The organism is Ruegeria sp. AN6, from assembly GCF_056540425.1.
In genome coordinates this window covers 135,146-155,595 of the sequence record NZ_JBQFWR010000010.1, presented here as the reverse complement: position 1 = coordinate 155,595, position 20,450 = coordinate 135,146, and the positions used below count along the sequence as shown (strand labels likewise).

Sequence of the window (20,450 nt, the reverse complement as noted above, 5' to 3'; positions counted from 1 at the left end):
GGGTCTCTTTGAGGTAAAGCCATCCGCGACCAAGGCCAACCCATCAAAGGACTGCCCTCATGAAATTCTTCGTAGACACCGCCGAGATCGACGCCATCGCCGAACTGAACGATCTGGGCATGGTGGACGGCGTAACCACCAACCCCTCGCTGATCCTGAAATCGGGCCGCGACATTCTGGAAGTCACCAAAGAGATCTGTGATCTGGTCGACGGCCCCGTCTCGGCCGAAGTTGTCGCCACCGAAGCCGACGACATGATCGCCGAAGGCCGCAAGCTGGCAAAGATTGCATCGAACATTGCTGTCAAAGTACCGCTGACATGGGCGGGTTTAAAAACCTGTAAAACGCTGACCGACGAAGGCCAGATGGTCAATGTGACCCTGTGCTTCTCGACCAATCAGGCGATTCTGGCCGCTAAGGCGGGTGCGACCTTCATCTCGCCCTTCATCGGACGCCTTGACGATATCAACCTTGACGGCATGGACCTAATCGCAGATATCCGTCAGGTCTATGACAACTACGGGTTTGAAACCGAAATCCTGGCCGCCTCGATCCGTACCGTGAACCACGTGACCGATAGCGCACGCATCGGGGCCGACGTGATTACCGCTCCTCCGGGCGTCATCAAGAAACTTGCTGACCACCCACTAACCGACAAAGGTCTGGAAACATTCTTGGCCGACTGGGCCAAAACAGGTCAGAAAATTCTCTGATCCTTTGCGTTGCCGCGCGGTGCTGCCAGGCACCGCGCCCGGCCCAACGGCCAAAGCTGAATTTCATTCAGCGCATGGCTGGCGGGAGCTCCCGCCACAGCAGCGACGAAATTCGCCTTTCGCGTGCATTTTTCCCAAGGCAAATCCGGCAACCCGTGTTATAAGCCCGCCAAAACAAAAAACGACCGGACGGGACATGAGCAGCGATCCTAAACTCAAGGACAATCTCCGCGCCGCGATTCTGGCTGAGCCTGACGCAGTGCTGGATGACAAAGACCTGATGCAAGCCCTTGTGGCGGCAAATGAACAAGCCCGCGGTGACAATGTCGTTGATCTGCGCGGCATCGCCATGCAACGCCTTGAGGCACGGCTCGATCGGCTTGAGGATACCCATCGCTCAGTCATCGCAGCAGCTTACGAAAATCTGGCAGGCACAAATCAGGTGCATCGTGCCATTCTCCGGCTTCTCGAACCCACAGTATTCGAAGATTTTTTGCGCGCGCTTGGCAATGACGTGGCCGAGATCCTGCGCGTCGATCACATCACATTGGTTCTTGAAACGACTATCGTGCGCGACGATCCTGTAGTGAACCAGCTTGGTGGTGTTCTGACCGTGGTCGAGCCCGGATTTATCGACAGTTACCTGACCTCGGACCGCAATGGCCAACCGCGCGAAGTTACGCTGCGCGAAATTCGCTATCCCAACCCTCAAGTCTACGGTGAACAGGCCGATCAACTGCAATCCGAAGCCTGCCTCAAACTTGATCTCGGCGCGGGGCGCTTGCCCGGCATGATTGTGATGGGTGCCAACGACTCACGGCATTTCTCACCTCAGCTTGGCACAGATCTTCTTGCCTTCTTTGCCGGTGTCTTTGAACGCTCGATGCGCCACTGGTTGTCATGAGCCTGATCTCCCCAGCCTGCCGCGATGCTTTGCAGCATTGGCTGGACAGTCTGGGGGCGCTCGCTGGGCGATCAGAGAATACGCTCGAGGCCTATCGAGGTGACGTGACCGAATTCCTGTCCTTCATGACCCTGCATCACAGCGAGCGCCAAGGGCTGGCAGCACTGGAACGTATTACCGTCTCGGATATGCGGGCCTGGATGGCGGATCAGCGCAATTCAGAAGTCGGCGCGCGATCTCTGGCGCGCAAACTGTCTGCGGTCAAAAACTTCTATCGTTGGCTGGCTGAGCGCGAAGGGTTCGAGCCGACCGCTGTCCTGTCCACACGCGCGCCTAAATTTACTAAGAAATTGCCGCGCCCTCTGGCCGAAGACGCAGCCCGCGCCATGATCGAAACGGTCGAGTTGCAATCATCTTCCGATTGGGTTGCCGCCCGGGATGTCGCGGTTGTAACACTCCTATACGGTTGTGGGCTTCGCATTTCCGAGGCACTTTCCCTGACCGGATCGGATGCACCCCTGCCGGATACTCTGCGCATTTCAGGGAAAGGTGGCAAAGAACGAATCGTGCCGGTTCTTCCGGCCGCTAGGGCAGCAGTTGATCGCTATCTCCGGCTATGTCCGCATCCGCAAACACCTGATGCCCCGCTGTTTCGAGGCGTTCGGAGCGGCCCTCTGAACCCCGGGATCATTCAGGCCGTGGTCGCCAAAGCGCGAATGCAGCTTGGCTTGCCTGCCACTGCTACCCCACACGCAATGCGTCACAGCTTTGCCACCCATTTACTGTCAGCAGGCGGTGACCTGCGCGCGATTCAGGAGCTTTTGGGACACGCCTCGCTTTCGACCACACAGACCTATACCGCGGTCGACACGGCCCGGTTGATGGAAGTCTACAACCGCACGCACCCAAAAGCCTGAAGCAAAGACCCTTTTTGCTTTGCATCTGCGCCTTGCTTCCGTCATGACACCACCATGACACTTAGATTCAAAGCGCTTTCCGTTCATCTCTTCACCGCCACAGGTGCCGTTTTCGCAATGCTCGCCATGTTGGCCGCAGTCGAAGAGAAATGGAGCCTGATGTATCTCTGGCTGGTTGTCTCGTTCATCGTGGACGGAATCGATGGCCCGCTGGCGAGGCACTATCACGTCAAAAAGAACGCACCAGAGTTTGACGGCGTGTTGCTGGATCTAATCATCGACTATCTGACCTATGTGTTCATCCCGGCCTTTGCCCTGTTCAAATCAGGACTGATGGATGGCTGGACCGGCTGGTTCGCTATCATCGTCATCACCTTTGCCAGCGCGATGTATTTTGCGGATACGCGCATGAAAACCAAAGACAATTCCTTCTCCGGCTTTCCGGGCTGCTGGAACATGTTCGTCATCGTGATCTTCGCTTTGGAGCCCAACTTCGGGGTCATCCTGCTGCTGGTCACCTTGCTGTCAGTCGCAATGTTCCTGCCGCTGAAATTCATTCACCCGGTCCGAACCGAGCGTTGGCGCACCTTGTCGCTGCCGATGGCCTTTGCGTGGACCTTCTTTGCAGGCTGGGCTGCTTGGGTCGATTTTCACCCCGAAAGCTGGGCCCATTGGGGGCTGGTGATCACCAGCCTGTATCTGGTTTCAGCCGGAATAGCGCAGCAGATCATCCCACCGCGCAAAGCCAGGGATTACAAGACTTCCTGAACCTCAAACTCAGTCCCGTTATGGGTGAACACATCACCTTCTTGCAGGCCGACCATGGCCAGATAGATCGGGCTTTGGGTCGAAATGCCCATGTAGGTTTTGCCGTCCACGTCAAACCGAGTCGTTGAGACACATACGACGAAGCGGCGATTGTTGAACTTGATCACCGCGCCGGGCTGCACCGTGTCCGTGAGGCTGAAGTCGGTATTCTCGATCACGTCTATCTTTGCATGATGCGCATGAACGGGCGCGTCAAAGGCAGCGGCCAGATCGGCATTCTCGCGTGATGCTGCAATATCATCCTTGTCATGCCCTTCCCGGTCATCCAGTTGGGAATCCTTCAGAAAGGCATCATAATGCGCCTGTGCGGTTGCCAGTTCCTGTTCTTCCAAAGACATCAAATGATCAACAATGGCTTTCTTACGTACGGCGGGATCTGTCTGGCCGGTCATGCAATTCGGTCCTTCAAATTCACTATTTGATATAGGTTGGGGCCGTGTCGCTCTGAATGCAACAGGTAAGTGCGGATCAGATCAACAGGCTGGCTGCACCTTCGTGACGCAGCAAAGCCACTTTGGTCTCTACTCCACCCTGCCCTGAAAACCCGACCATCTTGCCATCCGCGCCCAGAACCCGGTGACAGGGAATGATGATCGGGATGGGATTCCCACCGCATCCCCGCCCAACCGCCTGCGCAGAGTATCCAAGCTCGTCGGCCAACTCGCCGTAGGTGCGCGTATCCCCGAACGGGATGGCATACATCGCATCGCACACGCGACGCTGAAATTCTGACCCCTTGATCCGATAGGGCAGATCGAACTGCTGCAAACGCCCTTCGTCATAAGCGCGTAACTGCGACGCCGCCTCTTGCAAAACTGGGGTGGCCGGGCCTTCGTCTTGGCCATTCCAAACAAGTCGTGTAATGGCGCCATCGATCTCTTCGACACCAAGGCAACCAAACTGAGTTTCTACGGCGATCATCGGCATAAGAGAACGGTTGCAGATGTTTCGCCACACCTGCAACCCGAATCCTGACGATCCGCCTTTCATCTGGCCAAAAATACCTCGGAGCGCGAGGCAGAGCCTCGCATCAGCGAACTCTCCTACGCGCTCCGTTTGGGTGTCAGCTCAGCGCTTCGTTACAGCGCCCGCACACGCCCGGATGGGCATGCAACCCCACATCGGGCAGGATTTTCCAGCACCGCTGGCATTTGTCGCCCTGAGCCTTTTCGAAGACCACGGCGACGCCTTCGATTTCCGGAACCCGGAACGCCTCGGCGGGGGCCGGATCGCCTGTGACGGCCAGGCCCGAGGTGATGCACATATCATCCACGTCGAAGGATGCCAGCAGATCGCGGGTTTCCTGATCTTCGACATACACGATCGGAGCGGCCTCAAGGCTGGATCCGATCACCTTGTCTTGACGCTGAATTTCCAGCGCTGCGGTCACAGCACGGCGGACACGGCGGACTTTGGCCATGCTGGCTTCCAGTTCTTCATGGTGCCAGTCGATGGGCGTTTCAGGGAAATCGACCAGATGGACCGAGCTGTCATCGGCCGGGAATCGTTCCAACCAAACCTCTTCCATGGTGAAGACCAGCACCGGGGCCAGCCATGTGGTCAGACGGTGGAACAGGATATCCAGCACCGTCCGCGCGGCGCGGCGGCGCAGGCTGTCACCGTCACAGTACAACGCGTCCTTGCGGACGTCGAAGTAGAAGGACGACAGATCGACAGTGGCAAAGGTGAACACGGCGCTGAACACGCCCTGAAAATCAAACGAGGCGTAACCCTTGCGCACCTGCTCATCCAGATCAGCCAGACGGCTCAGCACCCAGCGCTCCAGACGTGGCATATCCTCTGGCGCGACGCGGTCGGCTTCGGTGAAATCGGCAAGCGAGCCCAACATGAAGCGCATGGTGTTGCGCAGGCGGCGATAGCTGTCGGCGGTGCCTTTCAGGATTTCCGGCCCGATCCGCTGATCGGCGGTGTAGTCGGTCTGGGCCACCCACAGACGCAGGATATCGGCGCCGTATTGCTTTACGACCTCTTCCGGCACGATGGTGTTGCCCAGCGATTTGGACATCTTGTTGCCCTTGGCATCCAAGGTGAAGCCGTGGGTCACCACATTGCGATAGGGCGCACGGCCCTTGGTGCCACATGCCTGCAGCATCGAAGAATGGAACCAGCCGCGGTGCTGGTCAGTACCTTCCATATAAACGTCGGCAATACCGTCCTCGGTCCCGTCCTCACGATCACGCAGAACGAAGGCGTGGGTCGAGCCCGAATCGAACCATACGTCCAGCACGTCGAACACCTGGTCGTACTCGTCCGGGTTGACGATTCCGTCGAGAATCTTTTCTTTGAACCCGTCCGTGTACCAGACATCTGCGCCGTCTTTCTCGAACGCTACCTTGATACGGGCGTTCAGATCTGCGTTGCGCAACAGGTAATCCGCGTCGGTGGGCAAAGCCCCCTTCTTAGTGAAGCAGGTCAGCGGCACACCCCACGCGCGTTGGCGTGACAGTACCCAGTCCGGGCGCGCCTCGATCATCGAATACAGGCGGTTGCGGCCCGTTTGTGGGGTCCACTTGACCAACTCATCGATAGACCGCAGGGCGCGTTCGCGGATGGTGTCGCCCATCTCTCCCATGCCGTCATCCAGTTTGCGGTCCACGGATGCGAACCACTGCGGCGTGTTGCGGTAGATGATCGGAGCTTTCGAGCGCCACGAATGCGGATAGCTGTGCTTGATCTTGCCACGCGCCAGCAGCCCGCCAACCTCGGCCAACTTGTCGATGACAGCTTTGTTTGCGTCACCCTCACCGCCCTTGCGGGACAGGATGTATTTGCCGCCGAAGAACGGTAGATCAGCGCGGAAAGAGCCATCGTCCATTACGTTATAGGTGATGACCTGTTCCAGCATGCCCAGATCGCGATATAGTTCGAATTCCTCCATACCGTGCGAGGGCGCGCAGTGGACAAAACCGGTGCCTTCGGTATCGGTCACGAACTCGGCCGCGCGGAAATCGCGGATATCGTCCCATTCGCCATTGCCGCCCTCAGCCCCGGCCAGCGGGTGTGCCAGCTGGATCTTGGCCAGATCTTCCTGCGTCACATCACACAGACGACGGTACATGGAGTCATCCAGCCGCGCACGTGCAAAAACATCCGCTGCACGATCATCGGCCAACAGATAGCGGTCGCCGATCCGCGCCCAGCACTCCTCGGGGCGGCCGGTGATTTCATAGAGGCCGTACGAAATGTCTTCACCATAAACCACAGCCTTGTTCGACGGCATTGTCCAAGGTGTGGTGGTCCAGATCACCACATAGGCGTTGTCCAACGTCACATCGCCGGTGTTCACAACCTTGAATTTCACCCAGATGGTGAAGCTTTCCTTGTCGTGATACTCGACCTCGGCTTCGGCCAGAGCAGTTTTCTCGATGGGCGACCACATCACGGGTTTCGAGCCCTGATAAAGCGTGCCGTTCATCAGGAATTTCATGAACTCGTCGGCAATCACGGCTTCGGCGTGATAATCCATGGTGATGTAAGGATCGGGCCAGTTGCCGGTGATGCCCAGACGCTTGAACTCTTCGCGCTGAATGTCGATCCAACCTTCGGCGAACTTGCGGCATTCCTGACGGAAGTCGACGATGTTCACCTCGTCCTTGTTCTTGCCCTTCTTGCGGTACTGTTCCTCGATCTTCCATTCGATCGGTAAGCCGTGGCAGTCCCAGCCGGGCACATAACGCGAGTCGAAGCCCATCATCTGATGCGACCGCACGATCATGTCCTTGATGGTCTTGTTCAGCGCGTGACCGATATGCAGATGCCCATTCGCATAGGGGGGGCCATCGTGCAGCGTGAAGGGCTCACGGCCCTCTTTCTCGCGCAAGCGGTCATAGACACCAATCTTTTCCCAGCGCTCCAGCCATGCAGGCTCGCGCTTGGGCAGGCCAGCTCGCATCGGGAATTCGGTCTTGGGCAGGTTCAGCGTGTCTTTGTAGTCAGGTGTTTGGGGTGTGTCGGCGCACATTTGGGGCGTCCTCAGGATGATCTTGTCGTGTATGGATCGAAGCGGTCAGTGCGATATCTCAAGCACCTTTGCCCGGCGTCTCGCGATATCAGAGCGCCGGGGATATAATTCGAATAATGATGGCCAGACGGTCAAACATGGCCGCGCTTATAGGACGCCCGCCCTCAATGGTCCAGAGGTTCCGCATCCTGAGGCGAATGGCGCAGCCTGGCCCAGCGATTGAGCCATGCCAGCCCTGCCAGAGCGAGCCCTAACGCAAGCAGAGAAAAGACGCGGATCAGCCCCCCCAATCCAGCGATATCGATCAGAAATACCTTCGCCACCGCCAACCCGATAACAGCCAAGCCAGCCTTGCGCATCAAATCAGAGTGGCGGGCCAGTGATTGATAAAACAACGCCGCTCCGACCACCAACAACGTGATTGTATAAGTATAAAGCTCGGGCTGAGTGACGCCGTTGCCTTCATACATACCGCCCGCGCCCTGCCAGACATGCCGGATCGCTAATCCCAGCCAAACAGTTGCCAGAACTGTGGCTGCTCCATAGCTGATCTGTTTCAGCAGAACGGGCTGTGTATCGGCACGCCAGGCCGAGAAACCAATTGCCAGCGCGGGCAACAAATAAGCCACGGCGAGCGTGTTCAAAACCAGTGGGCCTAGTACCGGATCCGCAAACGGGTTGAGCAGCGGGTTGGCTTCTGACAACGCCTGACCCAGGCGATACACACCATGCGCACCGAAGAAAGCAGCCAAGGCGTAGCGCAGATAGTTTAACTTACCGCCCAGCTTGAACCGTTGCACCTGTGCGAAAGCCAGCAGCAGCCAGATGACCGCAAGCAATCCCAGCCCCCAGTGACTGTTGGTGGCACCGCCCTCGCCGAAACTTTCCAGCCAGCGCAGCAACAGCAGCGATAGCAGTATCCCCGCTGTCGCCCAGGCCGCGCTTTCAAGGAGCAATGAAGCAATCGGGCGGTCTAGGGGCTTCAGTAACGTCCAGCCCAAAATGAACCCGACAACCGCAGCCGAATAGACCAACGTCATTTCGAGCAATGGAGCGCTTTCGGCCCAAACAAGCCCTGGGTCCAACACCAGGCGGACTGTGACGGTGAACACGCCTACCCAGATGAACCAGCTCATCGGAGGCAGTTCAAATCGTCTGTCCAACGCGGCGGCCACAACGATCATGGCGACAAGCGCCACAGTCAAAGCAGCCGAACTGAGCACAATAATGCAGGCAAAGCTGAGACAAGAAAGCGCAGACAGAGTCGCCAAGGCAGGGCGCATACGATTTTCACCATCCACCCGCGCGAACCGTTCGGCCAGAACTACCATCATCGCGCCCAAAGCGATGGCATGTAGCGCCCATGGGTAGGCTCCCAATACCTCAGCAGGGTGCCATCCGACCTCAAGCGCGATCGCCAGGGCCGGTGCGAATATCGCCGCCCCTCCGGCCCAGACCACGCTATAGCGCCCGGCCTGAAAGGATCGCCAAGCTGCAATCAAAGTGACCAAAGCGCCTAAGGCTACCAATTGCGTGACGCTCCAAGGATAATCTGCCTCGGTTGTTTCCGCATAAGTATCCACAAAGCGAAGCCATACTGCGCCTCCGTCCAACCCGTGCACCAAGACAAACCAGATTAGTCCCAGTGCTGGGAATGCGGTCACATCCTGTAATGCGCGTGCATCCTTTGCCCAGAGCATCAGCGCCAATATCAAACCTGTGAACAGCGCGACGCCCAACCAGAATTCACCACCTGAATCTGACCAATGCAGCGACAAAATTACTGAGGAAACAAGTACCGCACCAAAGGCAATCCGAGTTGGAAACTCGGGCCATGGTTCTCCTTTCCGGCGTCGGATAATCTCGGTCACCATCGCACCAGAGTGGTTTGGCCAGATACGCCGTATGGGTATCGCAATCGCAATGATCGCCAGTGCCGTGACGCAGGTTAGATACCCGGGCTGGGTCGACGGCGAAGACAGTACCAGCAGAAACGCGGCCCCATAGGCGCCAATTAGGGTCAACACCGAAATCCACGCCCAACGCCTGACTGTATCAATTCCCAGACCTAATACGGCGACTATGAAAAAGTAACCGTAGAGCCAGCTAGGATCATCCGAGGAACCACCCACGGCAAAGGGGGCGGCAAAAGCTCCGATCAGACCAACAGCCGCCAATAGCGGCCCATGGAACCAACCCAACACGAGCCCGAACAGCGCGATGACAATCAACCCGGCTAACGCCGCCTCGGGCCCGATCAGATCATAAAGCTGGCGTGCCGCCAGAATGCCGCCGAACAGGGTAACCAGCCCTGCGCCTGAAAATACCGATGGGAGATAAGCGGTTGAGGCCTCCTCATCATCGCCGAACCGACGGCGGATCACCTCACCCGCGCCGATCAGCAGCAAGCCAAAGGCCAGCGCCGCAGCGACCCGCGCGGTGGGGGGCAACAACCCGTTTTCGACCCCATACTGAACCAGAAAGATCCCCGCCAACGCCAGTGAAAGCGCCGATACCGCGTAGAACCAGTTCTCGCGCAACCACGCGCCCAGCGCTGCCATTTTTTCTTCGCGAAACACGATACTGGCTGGAGGATCTTTAATCTCGGGAGCTAGCGGTGTCTCCGTTAGACCTTCGTCGGTGGTGGTTGAAGCTTTTGCCGCTGCCCAAGGCGCAGGCTTAGCCTGCACGGTTGTGGGTTCTGATCGGGACGTTTTGGGTGCCTCAGCAGTGCTTTCTGGCATTTGCCCTGCAAGTTGCTGCTCAAGCTGTTCTACCCGTTTGCGCAACCGCGACTGGCCAACCAGCAATACGATGATCGAAACAGGAATGGCCAGAACGATCAGGCCAATGAGAACAAGCAAGGATTCCAACCGAAACCTCCGAGGTAGGATACATCAAACGTATCGCGGTGATCGGCAGGTTTATAGTAAGGAAATCCACATGATTACCGTATGTTGCTTTGCAAGCCTGCCTAAAACAGCGCCAAGTCGGGGCGCGCCAGCATCAACCAGACGATTGTCAGCACAGCAACAAAGGCCGGAATGCCGCAGGCGAACCAAAGGCGGAACAATCGGAAATATGCAACCGGCAAAGCAGTCCCATCGTGATTGGCCAGTCTTGCATTATCCCGCAGCCTGATTTGTATCCAAACCACAGGCAACCAGAACAGGCCGGTCAGAATATAAAGCAGCACAGACGCCACGATCCAATCCTCTGTCAGAGACCAGCCTAAGCGCCATGCCAACAGTGCGCCCGTCACAGGCTGTAGTACGACCGCGGTTGCGGTGAAAATCATGTCGGCCAACACCACGATACCTGCAGTATGGGCGATAATCCTCGCGTCTGCTGTTCGATGCGCCATCAGCATGAAAAAGGCGATGCCCGCGCCTGTTCCCGACAGAACACACGCTCCGATCACATGCAGCCAGCGCAGAAACAGGTCCGGGTCCATTAGCGGCTCTCCAACATGGGTCGAGCAACCAATGACAGCATCAATGCGGGCGCGATTTTGACCAATGGTCCCAGCGGATCTAGCCAAAGCTCTGGTGCCATCAACGTTGCGGCGATCAAATAAAACATGGCGATCGCGGCTTGAGCCAAACAAACGCGGGCCGCCCAAGGGCGCCACAGAATTGCCAGCCCCAGCATTATGTCAATCAATGACCAGAACACTACGCTTGCATTTGCGATGGCGCCTGACCAACCATTCCTCGTAAGGACTTCGGCTGCCTGAGAAAGACCCGTTAGTCCGAACACACCAGATAGAACCCAGAAGAGGCAGAGCACAGCAATAACGACCGGCATCTGCAACGTCATCCGAGCTGTCAGCCTGTGTTCTCTCGCGCAAGCCAGCCCGCCATAAATCTCCTCTAATCCGGCCAGAGAGCGGCCCGTGGCACGGCGATATGGCTCAGGGTCGCCTGTCACCCCATGAGCCATTACCATCATCGCCGTACTCCGCAGGGGTGATCGCCACCCAAGGTGCCCAAGCAGATCTGCCACAGCCGCGACTACTTTCGTTATCGGTGGCGGCATCGTGATGGTTAAGTGTGCTGGCGAAAAGCCAAGCCAGTGTCGTGTCACTGACAAAACCCGCGACAGCGGTTGCGGCGTATCTTCCACCAGATCGTAGCTACCTGGCGGCAGATCGCCTTGAATGGCAGACAAGATGGCGGCACACAGGTCACGCATCCCGACACCTTGCACTGGAGTTTCAGGATAGGCGACCGGCTGTACGAAAGGCACTGCCGCCAGCATCCGCAACAGCGCCGTGCCGCCATAATCGCTCTGCCCGATCACCAACCCGGGCTTGAAGCACCACAAAGTCGCGCCACTTGCGCGTAGGGCCGCATCCCCGTCCGCCTTGGTGCGCATGAACTCGGTCGAGGCATCGGTGCTGGCCCCGATTGCCGAGACCTGGACGATTGAAACGCCTTCCTCAGCACAAGCCTGTCCCAACGATGCAATCGCCGTGTAATGCACGGCGCGCAGATCGTCTTGTCCCTCATCCTGCAGAGCCCCAGCGCAATTCACCACAACATCGACACCTGTGAGGAGTGGCCTCCAGTCCCCGGCTGATCTAAAATCTCGCAGGTCGCCCGACACCAGATCAACATCGGGCAAGACACGTCCCGCTGTCTTTCGGCTGCGTATAAGGCCCTTGACCGCGAGACCATCCGCATGCAGCGCCCGAACAACAGCCGCGCCGATGAAACCATAGGCGCCCAGCACCAATACTGTTTTTTCTTCGAACTTCACTGCCACAGGATGACCCACACGTGTTTTCGTCACCCTAGCGGATCAAACCGCTGCGACCAGCTTGATTGAGCCGTCTGCGACAACAGCAACGATCAGGGATGGAACAGGGAACCGACCAAGAATGCGATCCCAGCGGCCAGACCACCGATCAGAAGTGTTTCGGCTCCGGATCGCCACCAAGGCGCAAGGGACCAGCGGCTTTTCATGGCTCCGATGGCAAAGAATACACCTGCCGTCATCCAGGCCGAAACGGTAAACGCACCTTCAATCGAGAAAAGGAATGGCAGCAGTGGAATCATACCCGCGACCAGAAAGGCAAAGAACGTCGCCATTGCGGCTTTCATCGGGTGCGGGTCGACGCTGCCTAACCCGTATTCGCCCTCGATCATCAGGTTAATCCAATTGTCGTGGTTTGAGGTGATCTCATCTGTGGCCTCGTCCAACACGCGGCCCGACAGACCTTTTTGCATAAGGATTTCGCGTACTTCCTTGCGCTCTCCGTCCGGATAAAGCCTGATGTGCTGTTCTTCGATGGCGCGGATGCGATGGATGTTGTCGATCTCAGCCTTGGTGCCAGAATAGTTGCCCGCTGCCATCGAGAACCCATCCGCCAGAACGTTGGCCAGCCCTAGCGCAACGATGACAAATGGCGACAGCCCCGCCCCTGCGACACCGGCGACGATGGCGAACGTGGTGACCGATCCATCGATGCCGCCATAGACCACATCACGCAGCACACCGCGTCCAGGCGGGGCATTGATCCGTTCAGTAATTTCTTGCTGGCTGTGGCCGTGATCGGTCATGGCTTGCTCCGACTTTTTTTATGACGGATCCATGCTATTGTGGCCTTGCGCCAGATCAACTCTTGGAAAACAGCCCGCTAAGTGCGCGTTTGATCATGCCCCGCGTCGAGGGTTTGTGGCGTTTTGAGAAGGGCAGAGGTCGGCACACCTCCATCGCGGCGACGCCAACGCGTGCTGTTAACGCACCATTGACCAAGCCCTCACCGAACCGGCGCGACAGTTTACTGAGGACTGAGCCGCCCAGGATCGGCTCCAGTAAATCATCCCCTACAGCTACGGCACCGGTCGCAACCAAATGCACAAACACAGCACGGGTCAGGCGCCAACTGCCAAGAAAGCCTGCCCGACCGCCGTAAATCTCGGCGATGCGTCGGATCATGCGCAATGAGCTCGCCAGCGCTGTTGCGACGTCAGCCAGCGCAAGTGGCACCAGAGCAGTCACGGTAGCGACCTGCCGGGCTGCGGCCTCGATCTCGCGACTGGCGGCGGCGTCCAGCGGGGCCAAAAGTTCGTCTTCGGCCAAGCTCAGCAGGGTTGCGGCATCGAATTGCTCTCCCATGCGTTCGGTCAAACGGTCGCGGCCCCAGCGGGTTTCATCACGCCCCTTGTAGAACGCAATCAGCCGTGTGGTGACGGCGCGGGCTTGCGACAAGTCCTCGTCTGCTAACGCAGCATCGGCAGCGCGGCGTAACCCGTCCACGCGAGAAAGGCGACTAATCGCGGCCAGTTCACGTAGTGCGATAACCAGCACGACCAGCAAAAGCGCGGCGATCAGGCCCGTGACGATCCACCCCAGAATTGGGGCGCGTTCCAGCAGCGACATGGCAAAATCCCACGCCGCAACTGAGACCACCGCGCCTACGACCGCAAGCGCCAAACCCCAAAACCAGCGCGCCAAGGCCGATGGTTTTCGGGCTGCAAACCGAACCGCTGCCTGCATCGCCTGTCCCTGCGGAGGTGCGATATCAGGTACGGGAGGTGCGGTTGAAACATCGGCTGCCGGGGTGTCGTCTTCCAGATCAATCAGCACGGGGCCCTTAGCCATCGACCTCCTCCTTACGTGTCCAGACATAATGAATATCTGGCAGGTTTTCGTCATTCTCGGAGCCATCGCCGCGCGAGACCCCAACAAAGCCGTTGCGTTCATAGAACCGGCAGGCGCGGTGATTAGCTTGAAACGCATATAGATTGAGATTGGGGCGCTGCGTCTTCGCAAGATCAAGCAATTGCTGTCCGATCCCCTGCCCACGCGCCGGTGCCTTCAAATAAAGCGACTGCACTTCTTCCCCGTCCAACGCCAGAAATCCGGCGACCTGGCCTTGCACCTCGGCGACAGTGACCCAGCCCAAATCGATCATGCGACCGCAAAATGCGATGGTTTCAGCTTCGGAATGCAGCTCTGGCATCCAGTCATTTTCCCGTGCAAACCCGTGCAGAATTGCGCCTGTGGTTCCGGCATCGGTACTGCGTGCTGGGCGGAGGATCGCGTTCACAGCCTGTCTCCAATCAGAAACTGCGCGGCTCGGTCCAATCGAATATGCGGTGGGCCGTCTCCGGGATTCAGGGTCAGATGCGTCGGCGCGAAAGCCATATAGCCATAATCCTCGCCCAACCAACCTTCGGCCCCGTTTCGCGCGGGGCCAAGCAGATGGGCTGGGTCCTCTGGCAAATCGCCGGGATAAAACGCCGCCTGCTTGCCGCTATCCAGTAGTGTGCCGCGCACGCAAGGGAGTTCAACGCCGTTATGGTTACGCACCTCTTCAGTGGTGGCGCGAAGCGATGCCAGCGACAACGCCGCAGTCTCGGCACCGGCGAAGCTAGCGCGGTCGCGCGCCTCACGAGTCAACGCCTCGATAATCGCGGTCAGACGTGGGTGCTGCAGATGGTGCAGATGGTCCGCTTTGGTGGCCGCAAACAGGATACGCTCGACCCGCTTGCCAAGCAGCAGCTTGTTCAGCCATGCGTTGCGACCGGGGCGGAAGGCCGACAGGATATCGGCCATCGCGCGGCGCATATCTTCAACCGCTTGTGGGCCTTTGTGGATCGCGCCCAGCGCATCGACCAGAACGATCTGCCGGTCGATCCGGGCAAAGTGATCGCGGAAGAAGGGTTTGACCACCTGCGCTTTATACGCCTCGTACCGCCGCTCCATCTCGCGGTGCAGGGACCGGCGGCGTGATGCTTCAGACACCGGCAAAGGCGCGAAGGTCAGCACAGGAGAGCCTGCGAGATCTCCCGGCAGAAGGAACCGACCGGGGGTGCAGTCGTAGAACCCGGCCTCACGCGCGGCATTTAGATAGTCTGTGAAGCTGCGAGCAAGGTCCTGCGCCTGCGGCTCATCATGTGGCGCGGTTGGGTCGGCCGCTCTGGCCTTGGCCAGAAACGCCTCTGCTTGTGGACGGTTGGAAATGTGCTCCAACGTGCCACGCGACCAGTCCTCGTAGGATTTGTCCAGCAGGGCCAGATCCAGCAGCCATTCACCGGGATAATCCACAATGTCCAGATGCAATGTTCGCGGCCCTTGCAGCCCTGAAAGCAGACCTGCGGGCTGGACTTTGAAGGACAGGCGCAGCTCAGACACCGCCCTTGTGCTTTCCGGCCAGTGCGGCTTAGGCCCCGTGAGCGCTGACAGATGGGATTCGAAATCGAATCGGGGCACGGTATCGTCAGGTTGGGGTTGCAGATAGCTGGCGGTGATCCGCCCCTCTTGCTGCGCCACCAACCCGGTCATACGGCCGCGGTCCAGGAGGTTGGCCACCAGCGATGTGATAAATACGGTTTTACCAGACCGCGCCAATCCCGTGACGCCCAGCCGTATGACCGGCTCAAAGAACGTTTCGGACACGCGGTCGCCGACGGATTCGACGCTGCGTACCAAACTGTCTGCCAATGATGAGATGACCAAGCCGTCGCCCCGCAATTATCGTTTGTGCCAAGATAGGTAGCGGTTACCGCACTTGCCAGAGCTTTCGCCCCCTTGCCCGACCGACCAAGGCGCGATACCAGCGCCCCATGCCCAGATACGCGTTGAAAGTCGAATACCAAGGGGAACCGTTCGCCGGATGGCAGCGGCAGAAAGAATTGCCGTCGGTTCAGGGCGCGATCGAACTGGCACTGTCGCGGATCGAACCCGGAGAGCATACCATCGCCGCCGCAGGCCGCACCGACGCGGGTGTGCACGCGCTGGGGCAAGTGGCGCATTGCGATCTGGTTAAGGACTGGGACCCGTTCCGCCTGTCTGAGGCGTTGAATTATCACCTCAAGCCGCAGCCCGTTGCCATCGTGAAAGCCGCACGGGTGGATGATGACTGGCATGCGCGGTTCTCGGCGCTTGAGCGGCAATATCTGTTCCGCATCCTGATGCGCCGCGCGCCCGCTACCCATGACAAGGGGCAGGTCTGGCAGATCAATCATTCTCTGGACGTCGCGGCGATGCAGGCCGGGGCGGATATGCTGATCGGGCGGCATGACTTCACCACCTTCCGATCCTCCATCTGCCAGGCCGCCAGCGCGGTCAAAACACTGGATGAGTTGCGGGTGGAACAGGTGCAGGGCTTCTCTGGCGCCGAAATCCACTTTCACGTTCGCGCCCGATCATTCTTGCACAATCAGGTACGCAGTTTCGTTGGCACGTTAGAGCGCGTTGGGGCCGGAGCTTGGACGCCTGACGATGTGCGTTCAGCGCTCGAGGCGGTTGACCGTGCGGCCTGTGGGCCGGTTTGCCCGCCGCAAGGATTGTATCTGGCAAGGGTCGGGTATCCAGAGCCGGTTTTCGACTAAGTCTACAAAGCCCGCAACAGCAACCCACTAGCAATCACGGCGATGATAAGACCCGCCACCAGTTCGATGGTCGGAGCCAGCACCGATGCAAAGCGCGTGGCCGAGGCAGAGGCCAACAAACCGCCACGCAACCCAAAAGACGTCCAACCGACCAAAGTGGTGACAGTTGCGGTGCCTAAAGCCATGGCGAATGCGCCCGCGATGCCGACCATTGCGATACCCATCTGCCATGTCAGGATCAGCACGAACAACGCGCCGGTACAGGGGCGCGCGGCTATGCCAGCGATCAGGATCAACGCCTCGCGCAGGCTGCCCACCTGAGCGACCTCATCGGCAGTCGGGCCGTGGCGGTGGCCGCAGTCAGCGCAAACCTCGTGGTCGTGATGATGGTGGTCATGATCATGCGTATGGTGATGGTGGTCGTGCGTATGCGATGTCTGGCTTTTGCGATGCCGTACAAAGCTGCGCAGCGCGCGAAAGATCAACCACAAGCCGATTACCGCAATCATGCCATAGCTGATCGGCGCCATGACCTGTTCGGTCGTGCCTACCAACGTCTCGCGCGACAACTGGAACACGAGAACACCCGCATAAACCAACACGATTGCCGTGACTGCTTGACCCAAACTAGAAAAAACACTGATCGCGGATAGTCGCCAAAACGCGACACGACGGCCCAACCCGTACCCCCCGATTAATACCTTGCCATGACCTGGTCCAATGGCGTGGAAAAAACCATAGGCGAAACAGACGGTCAGTAGCGTCGCGATAGCTTCGGGCTGCTCGGCCCGGGCTGCACGCAAGGCGCGAGCGATCTGGTTCTGGAACTCCCGCTGCTCACCAGCCGCCCATGCAGCCAGATGGTCAAAGCCACCGCTGCCCCAGAACCAAAGGAGCAACCCGCAAGCGATGACGACGGGAACGATTAGGTATTTGGACATGAAAGTCTGATCTCAGTTGCGAATTTCTCACCAACCAGGGGGATGTCATTCTCTTCGAGGTCATAGTCGGCATCGAGTGTCCGTAAAAACGCCTGCATCTGCGCCAGTTCTGCGTCAATGTCTGGATCGCTCCGATCAATCTGACAGATTACAGGACCCGAAACCGTCACAGGCCGGGTCACCTCGTAGGCGGTGTAAAAGCTCTCATCAAAGGCTTTGATCGACAGGTCACTTGCCGGAACGGGCGTGCCTTCTACCGAGCGCAAATGCGTGGTCACGATACGTGCATCTTCAGTCGTCGCTTGTGGCTCTAGCGGGCCAGACAGGGGGATCACGGTCTCGCCCATACGAATGACCAAATCGCCATTGTACCCTTCAACCCATTGCGCATCGAAGCCGCTTAGAAATTTTTCTTCCTCTTCGGTCAGCACGCCATCGCCGTCCTGATCCAATCTCATGTCTTCCAGCACCAGCAGCGAATAGAGTTCATCATAGGCCCAGGTCACACGCACATGGGTCAGGTTGCCTGCGTCATCGACGACGAACTCCAGTCCCGTGTCGATAAAGACGTGCGGGTGGGCCAAAACCGGAAATGGCAGACAGCAGGTTAGAAGGGTCGCAATCCAACGCATAGCGCAAAGATAGGGTGCGGAGCAGGCATCGGCAATCCGGTTCCCCAGAGTATCGCAGAATCCAGCCGAGTTAATTGGGCGGAAACAGAACCAGAGTCTGTAGCGCCGTTCCCACAGGTCCCTGCGTGTCAAACAAAACCGACTGCGACATACCAATCCCCGACGGCTGCCAGTGCGAAATCGAATCGGAGGCCAGCCAGTCTGAGGTGGGCTCTCGATGGACTTGTATCGTCAGATCGGTGTTCATGAATCCCATCTCGGTCGTGGGCGCATTCCATGATATGCCATTACCACAATCCGCGAGCGGGCAGAGCGCCTGTATCGGCGAGGGATATTCGCCATCAACCAAGGGGGGCGTGCGCATCCACACGATTTTGGGACCAGCGCCCTGATTGCCGCCGGCCGGATAGCCAATTTCTGAGTGATGGGCAAATCCAGGCAGATCATGCCGCATTTCACCGATTGGAAATGGGCCATCGACGACATCTTCCAATCGCGGTGCAGGCAGGTCGACATTGGGAACAGACCCAAGGTCCCTGCGCACCACATGCATGGTAGTTGCCGTTGCACAAAGCGTATCATCTAGGTCATGAACGGTGACGCGTGTGGTCGCCAGCGTTTTTGTGTGGCGCGTGGTCTCCGCCGCGACCCGCAAACCGGCCAAAGGCAGCGGGCGCAGCAAATTGACCGTGAGGCGGGTCAACATCTTATCTGGTCCGACCTCGGTCTCGGCCGCTCGTACAATCAGGCCACTGACTGGCCCCGCATGACAGTGATCTGCTGACCAAGGCCCGCGCGCGGGATCATTGCCGACAAACTCACCTTGCGTATTCTGATGAAAATACGCCTGCCCCAACAGATCCGATATCATCGCGGTTGCTTCTGCCTCAGACTTTTTCTTGCGTGTATTTCTTTAATTCGGCGCGCGCGACCTGGCGACGATGCACCGCGTCTGGCCCATCCGCCAGACGCAAGGTGCGTACATGGGTCCACGCGTTGGCCAAAGGTGTATCCTGGCTGATCCCTTGCGCGCCAAACATCTGCACAGCTTCGTCGATCACCTTCAGCGCTACTTTGGGCGCCACGACCTTAATCTGGCTGATCCAAGGGGCCGCCGCCCGCGCATCGCCCTGATCCATGTACCATGCCGCCTTTAGGCAGAGCAGTCGGGCCATTTCGATCTCCATCCGACATTCGGCAATGATGTCGTAATTGGCGCCCAGTTGCGCCAGCTTCTTCCCGAATGCTTGGCGTTGCAGTGACCGCTTGCACATCTGCTCCAATGCAGCTTCGGCCTGACCGATGGCGCGCATGCAATGATGAATGCGACCCGGCCCCAGACGACCCTGCGCGATCTCGAACCCGCGCCCTTCGCCCAGCAGGATGTTCTCGGCTGGAACCCGGACATCTGTGAAACGGATATGCATGTGACCATGAGGTGCATCGTCGTGGCCGTAGACTTCCATCGGCCGCAATACCTCGATGCCAGGAGTGCCTGCTGGCACCACGATCATCGACTGGCGCTGGTGCTTCGGCAGATCATCTCCACCCGTTTTGACCATCACGATATAGACCTTGCAGCGCGGATCACCTGCCCCGGAAGACCACCATTTCTCACCATTCAGAATGTAGTCAGCACCGTCCCGCACACAGGACATCGAGATATTCGTTGCATCCGACGACGCCACATCCGGTTCGGTCATCAGATAGGCCGACCTGATCTGGCCATCGAGCAACGGCTTCAGCCACTGTTCCTTCATCGCGTCGGTGCCGTAGCGCTCAAAGACCTCCATATTCCCGGTATCAGGTGCTGAGCAGTTAAATACTTCAGCCCCCAAAGGGGTCTTACCCATTTCTTCGGCAAAATAGGCGTACTCAACTGTACTGAGGCCAAAGCCCTTATCACTGTCCGTCAGCCAGAAGTTCCACAGCCCTGCCGCTTTGGCCTTGTCCTTTAGACCTTCGAGGATTTCGGCCTGACGCTCGGTGTATTGCCAGCGATCGCCTTTGTTGATCTCCGCATGATACTCCTGTTCAAGCGGCATGACCTCACCCCGGATCATATCAGCAACACGCTGCAACAAGGCGCGATTTTCATCGCGCAGTCCGAATGTCATGGTCATGTATAGTCCTCTCTACAGCACCGCGCGCACCCGACGCTTGGGTCCGAGGATGGCTCAGCACCTATG

19 protein-coding genes are annotated in these 20,450 nt (G+C 58.3%); 5 read left to right on the top strand and 14 right to left on the bottom strand.

Annotated elements, in window-relative coordinates:
• Positions 1-59: 59 nt before the first annotated feature.
• From fsa to ACR0MQ_RS16080, 4 genes are all read left to right on the top strand, one after another.
• A complete protein-coding gene (gene fsa / locus ACR0MQ_RS16095) occupies positions 60-713 on the top strand; it encodes a fructose-6-phosphate aldolase (protein ID WP_010438122.1) in 654 nt (217 codons plus the stop codon).
• A 196-nt stretch (positions 714-909) separates the two neighbouring features.
• On the top strand, positions 910-1,617 hold the full coding sequence (locus ACR0MQ_RS16090) for a DUF484 family protein (protein WP_170774839.1): 708 nt from the start codon (positions 910-912) through the stop codon (positions 1,615-1,617).
• Complete coding sequence (locus tag ACR0MQ_RS16085) at positions 1,614-2,534, top strand: tyrosine recombinase XerC (protein WP_170774841.1); 921 nt, start codon at positions 1,614-1,616, stop codon at positions 2,532-2,534. Before ACR0MQ_RS16090 ends, ACR0MQ_RS16085 begins: the two co-directional genes overlap by 4 nt.
• 54 nt (positions 2,535-2,588) lie before the next feature.
• Positions 2,589-3,302, top strand: coding sequence for a CDP-alcohol phosphatidyltransferase family protein (locus ACR0MQ_RS16080; RefSeq protein ID WP_170477379.1), 714 nt, complete (start codon positions 2,589-2,591; stop codon positions 3,300-3,302).
• Here the strand turns inward: ACR0MQ_RS16080 and ACR0MQ_RS16075 are convergent.
• The 10 genes from ACR0MQ_RS16075 to ACR0MQ_RS16030 form a co-directional block, all read right to left on the bottom strand.
• A complete protein-coding gene (locus tag ACR0MQ_RS16075; RefSeq protein WP_170477383.1) occupies positions 3,287-3,754 on the bottom strand; it encodes a hypothetical protein in 468 nt (155 codons plus the stop codon). The two genes, ACR0MQ_RS16080 and ACR0MQ_RS16075, sit on opposite strands and share 16 nt — an antisense overlap.
• A gap of 76 nt (positions 3,755-3,830) precedes the next feature.
• Complete coding sequence (locus ACR0MQ_RS16070; protein ID WP_170775038.1) at positions 3,831-4,289, bottom strand: methylated-DNA--[protein]-cysteine S-methyltransferase; 459 nt, start codon at positions 4,287-4,289, stop codon at positions 3,831-3,833.
• Between the two features lie 136 nt (positions 4,290-4,425).
• Positions 4,426-7,344: an isoleucine--tRNA ligase gene (gene ileS, locus ACR0MQ_RS16065; RefSeq protein WP_170774844.1), complete on the bottom strand. Its 2,919-nt coding sequence runs from the start codon at positions 7,342-7,344 to the stop codon at positions 4,426-4,428.
• A gap of 164 nt (positions 7,345-7,508) precedes the next feature.
• Positions 7,509-10,217, bottom strand: coding sequence for a DUF2339 domain-containing protein (locus ACR0MQ_RS16060; RefSeq protein WP_480609327.1), 2,709 nt, complete (start codon positions 10,215-10,217; stop codon positions 7,509-7,511).
• 101 nt (positions 10,218-10,318) lie between these two features.
• Positions 10,319-10,798 (bottom strand): DUF2269 family protein, encoded by a 480-nt coding sequence (locus ACR0MQ_RS16055; RefSeq protein ID WP_480609325.1) that lies wholly within the window; start codon positions 10,796-10,798, stop codon positions 10,319-10,321.
• The gene (locus tag ACR0MQ_RS16050) at positions 10,798-12,138 is read right to left on the bottom strand and encodes an SDR family oxidoreductase (protein WP_480609323.1); all 1,341 of its coding nucleotides are present in this window, start codon (positions 12,136-12,138) and stop codon (positions 10,798-10,800) included. Before ACR0MQ_RS16050 ends, ACR0MQ_RS16055 begins: the two co-directional genes overlap by 1 nt.
• A gap of 59 nt (positions 12,139-12,197) precedes the next feature.
• Positions 12,198-12,908, bottom strand: coding sequence for a VIT1/CCC1 transporter family protein (locus tag ACR0MQ_RS16045; protein WP_170774850.1), 711 nt, complete (start codon positions 12,906-12,908; stop codon positions 12,198-12,200).
• Between the two features lie 55 nt (positions 12,909-12,963).
• The gene (locus ACR0MQ_RS16040) at positions 12,964-13,953 is read right to left on the bottom strand and encodes a YcjF family protein (RefSeq protein ID WP_170774852.1); all 990 of its coding nucleotides are present in this window, start codon (positions 13,951-13,953) and stop codon (positions 12,964-12,966) included.
• Positions 13,946-14,401 carry an N-acetyltransferase family protein gene (locus ACR0MQ_RS16035; RefSeq protein ID WP_480609321.1) on the bottom strand — a complete coding sequence of 152 codons (456 nt, stop codon included), beginning with the start codon at positions 14,399-14,401 and terminating at the stop codon, positions 13,946-13,948. The genes ACR0MQ_RS16040 and ACR0MQ_RS16035 overlap by 8 nt, the downstream gene beginning before the upstream one ends.
• Entirely contained in the window at positions 14,398-15,813 is a 1,416-nt protein-coding gene (locus tag ACR0MQ_RS16030) for a YcjX family GTP-binding protein (protein ID WP_170774856.1), read from the bottom strand. Before ACR0MQ_RS16030 ends, ACR0MQ_RS16035 begins: the two co-directional genes overlap by 4 nt.
• 107 nt (positions 15,814-15,920) lie before the next feature.
• Between ACR0MQ_RS16030 and truA the strand changes: the two genes are divergently transcribed.
• Positions 15,921-16,688, top strand: a complete 768-nt coding sequence (truA, locus tag ACR0MQ_RS16025) for a tRNA pseudouridine(38-40) synthase TruA (RefSeq protein WP_480609319.1) — start codon at positions 15,921-15,923, stop codon at positions 16,686-16,688.
• Between the two features lie 2 nt (positions 16,689-16,690).
• Here truA and ACR0MQ_RS16020 read toward each other — a convergent pair whose 3' ends face one another.
• The 4 genes from ACR0MQ_RS16020 to ACR0MQ_RS16005 form a co-directional block, all read right to left on the bottom strand.
• Positions 16,691-17,629 carry a nickel/cobalt transporter gene (locus ACR0MQ_RS16020; protein WP_480609317.1) on the bottom strand — a complete coding sequence of 313 codons (939 nt, stop codon included), beginning with the start codon at positions 17,627-17,629 and terminating at the stop codon, positions 16,691-16,693.
• A complete protein-coding gene (locus ACR0MQ_RS16015; protein WP_480609315.1) occupies positions 17,614-18,261 on the bottom strand; it encodes a DUF1007 family protein in 648 nt (215 codons plus the stop codon). Before ACR0MQ_RS16015 ends, ACR0MQ_RS16020 begins: the two co-directional genes overlap by 16 nt.
• Positions 18,262-18,331: 70 nt before the next feature.
• Positions 18,332-19,132: a thioesterase family protein gene (locus tag ACR0MQ_RS16010; RefSeq protein WP_480609313.1), complete on the bottom strand. Its 801-nt coding sequence runs from the start codon at positions 19,130-19,132 to the stop codon at positions 18,332-18,334.
• 16 nt (positions 19,133-19,148) lie between these two features.
• Positions 19,149-20,384: an acyl-CoA dehydrogenase family protein gene (locus tag ACR0MQ_RS16005; RefSeq protein ID WP_480609311.1), complete on the bottom strand. Its 1,236-nt coding sequence runs from the start codon at positions 20,382-20,384 to the stop codon at positions 19,149-19,151.
• Between the last annotated feature and the right edge of the window lie 66 nt (positions 20,385-20,450).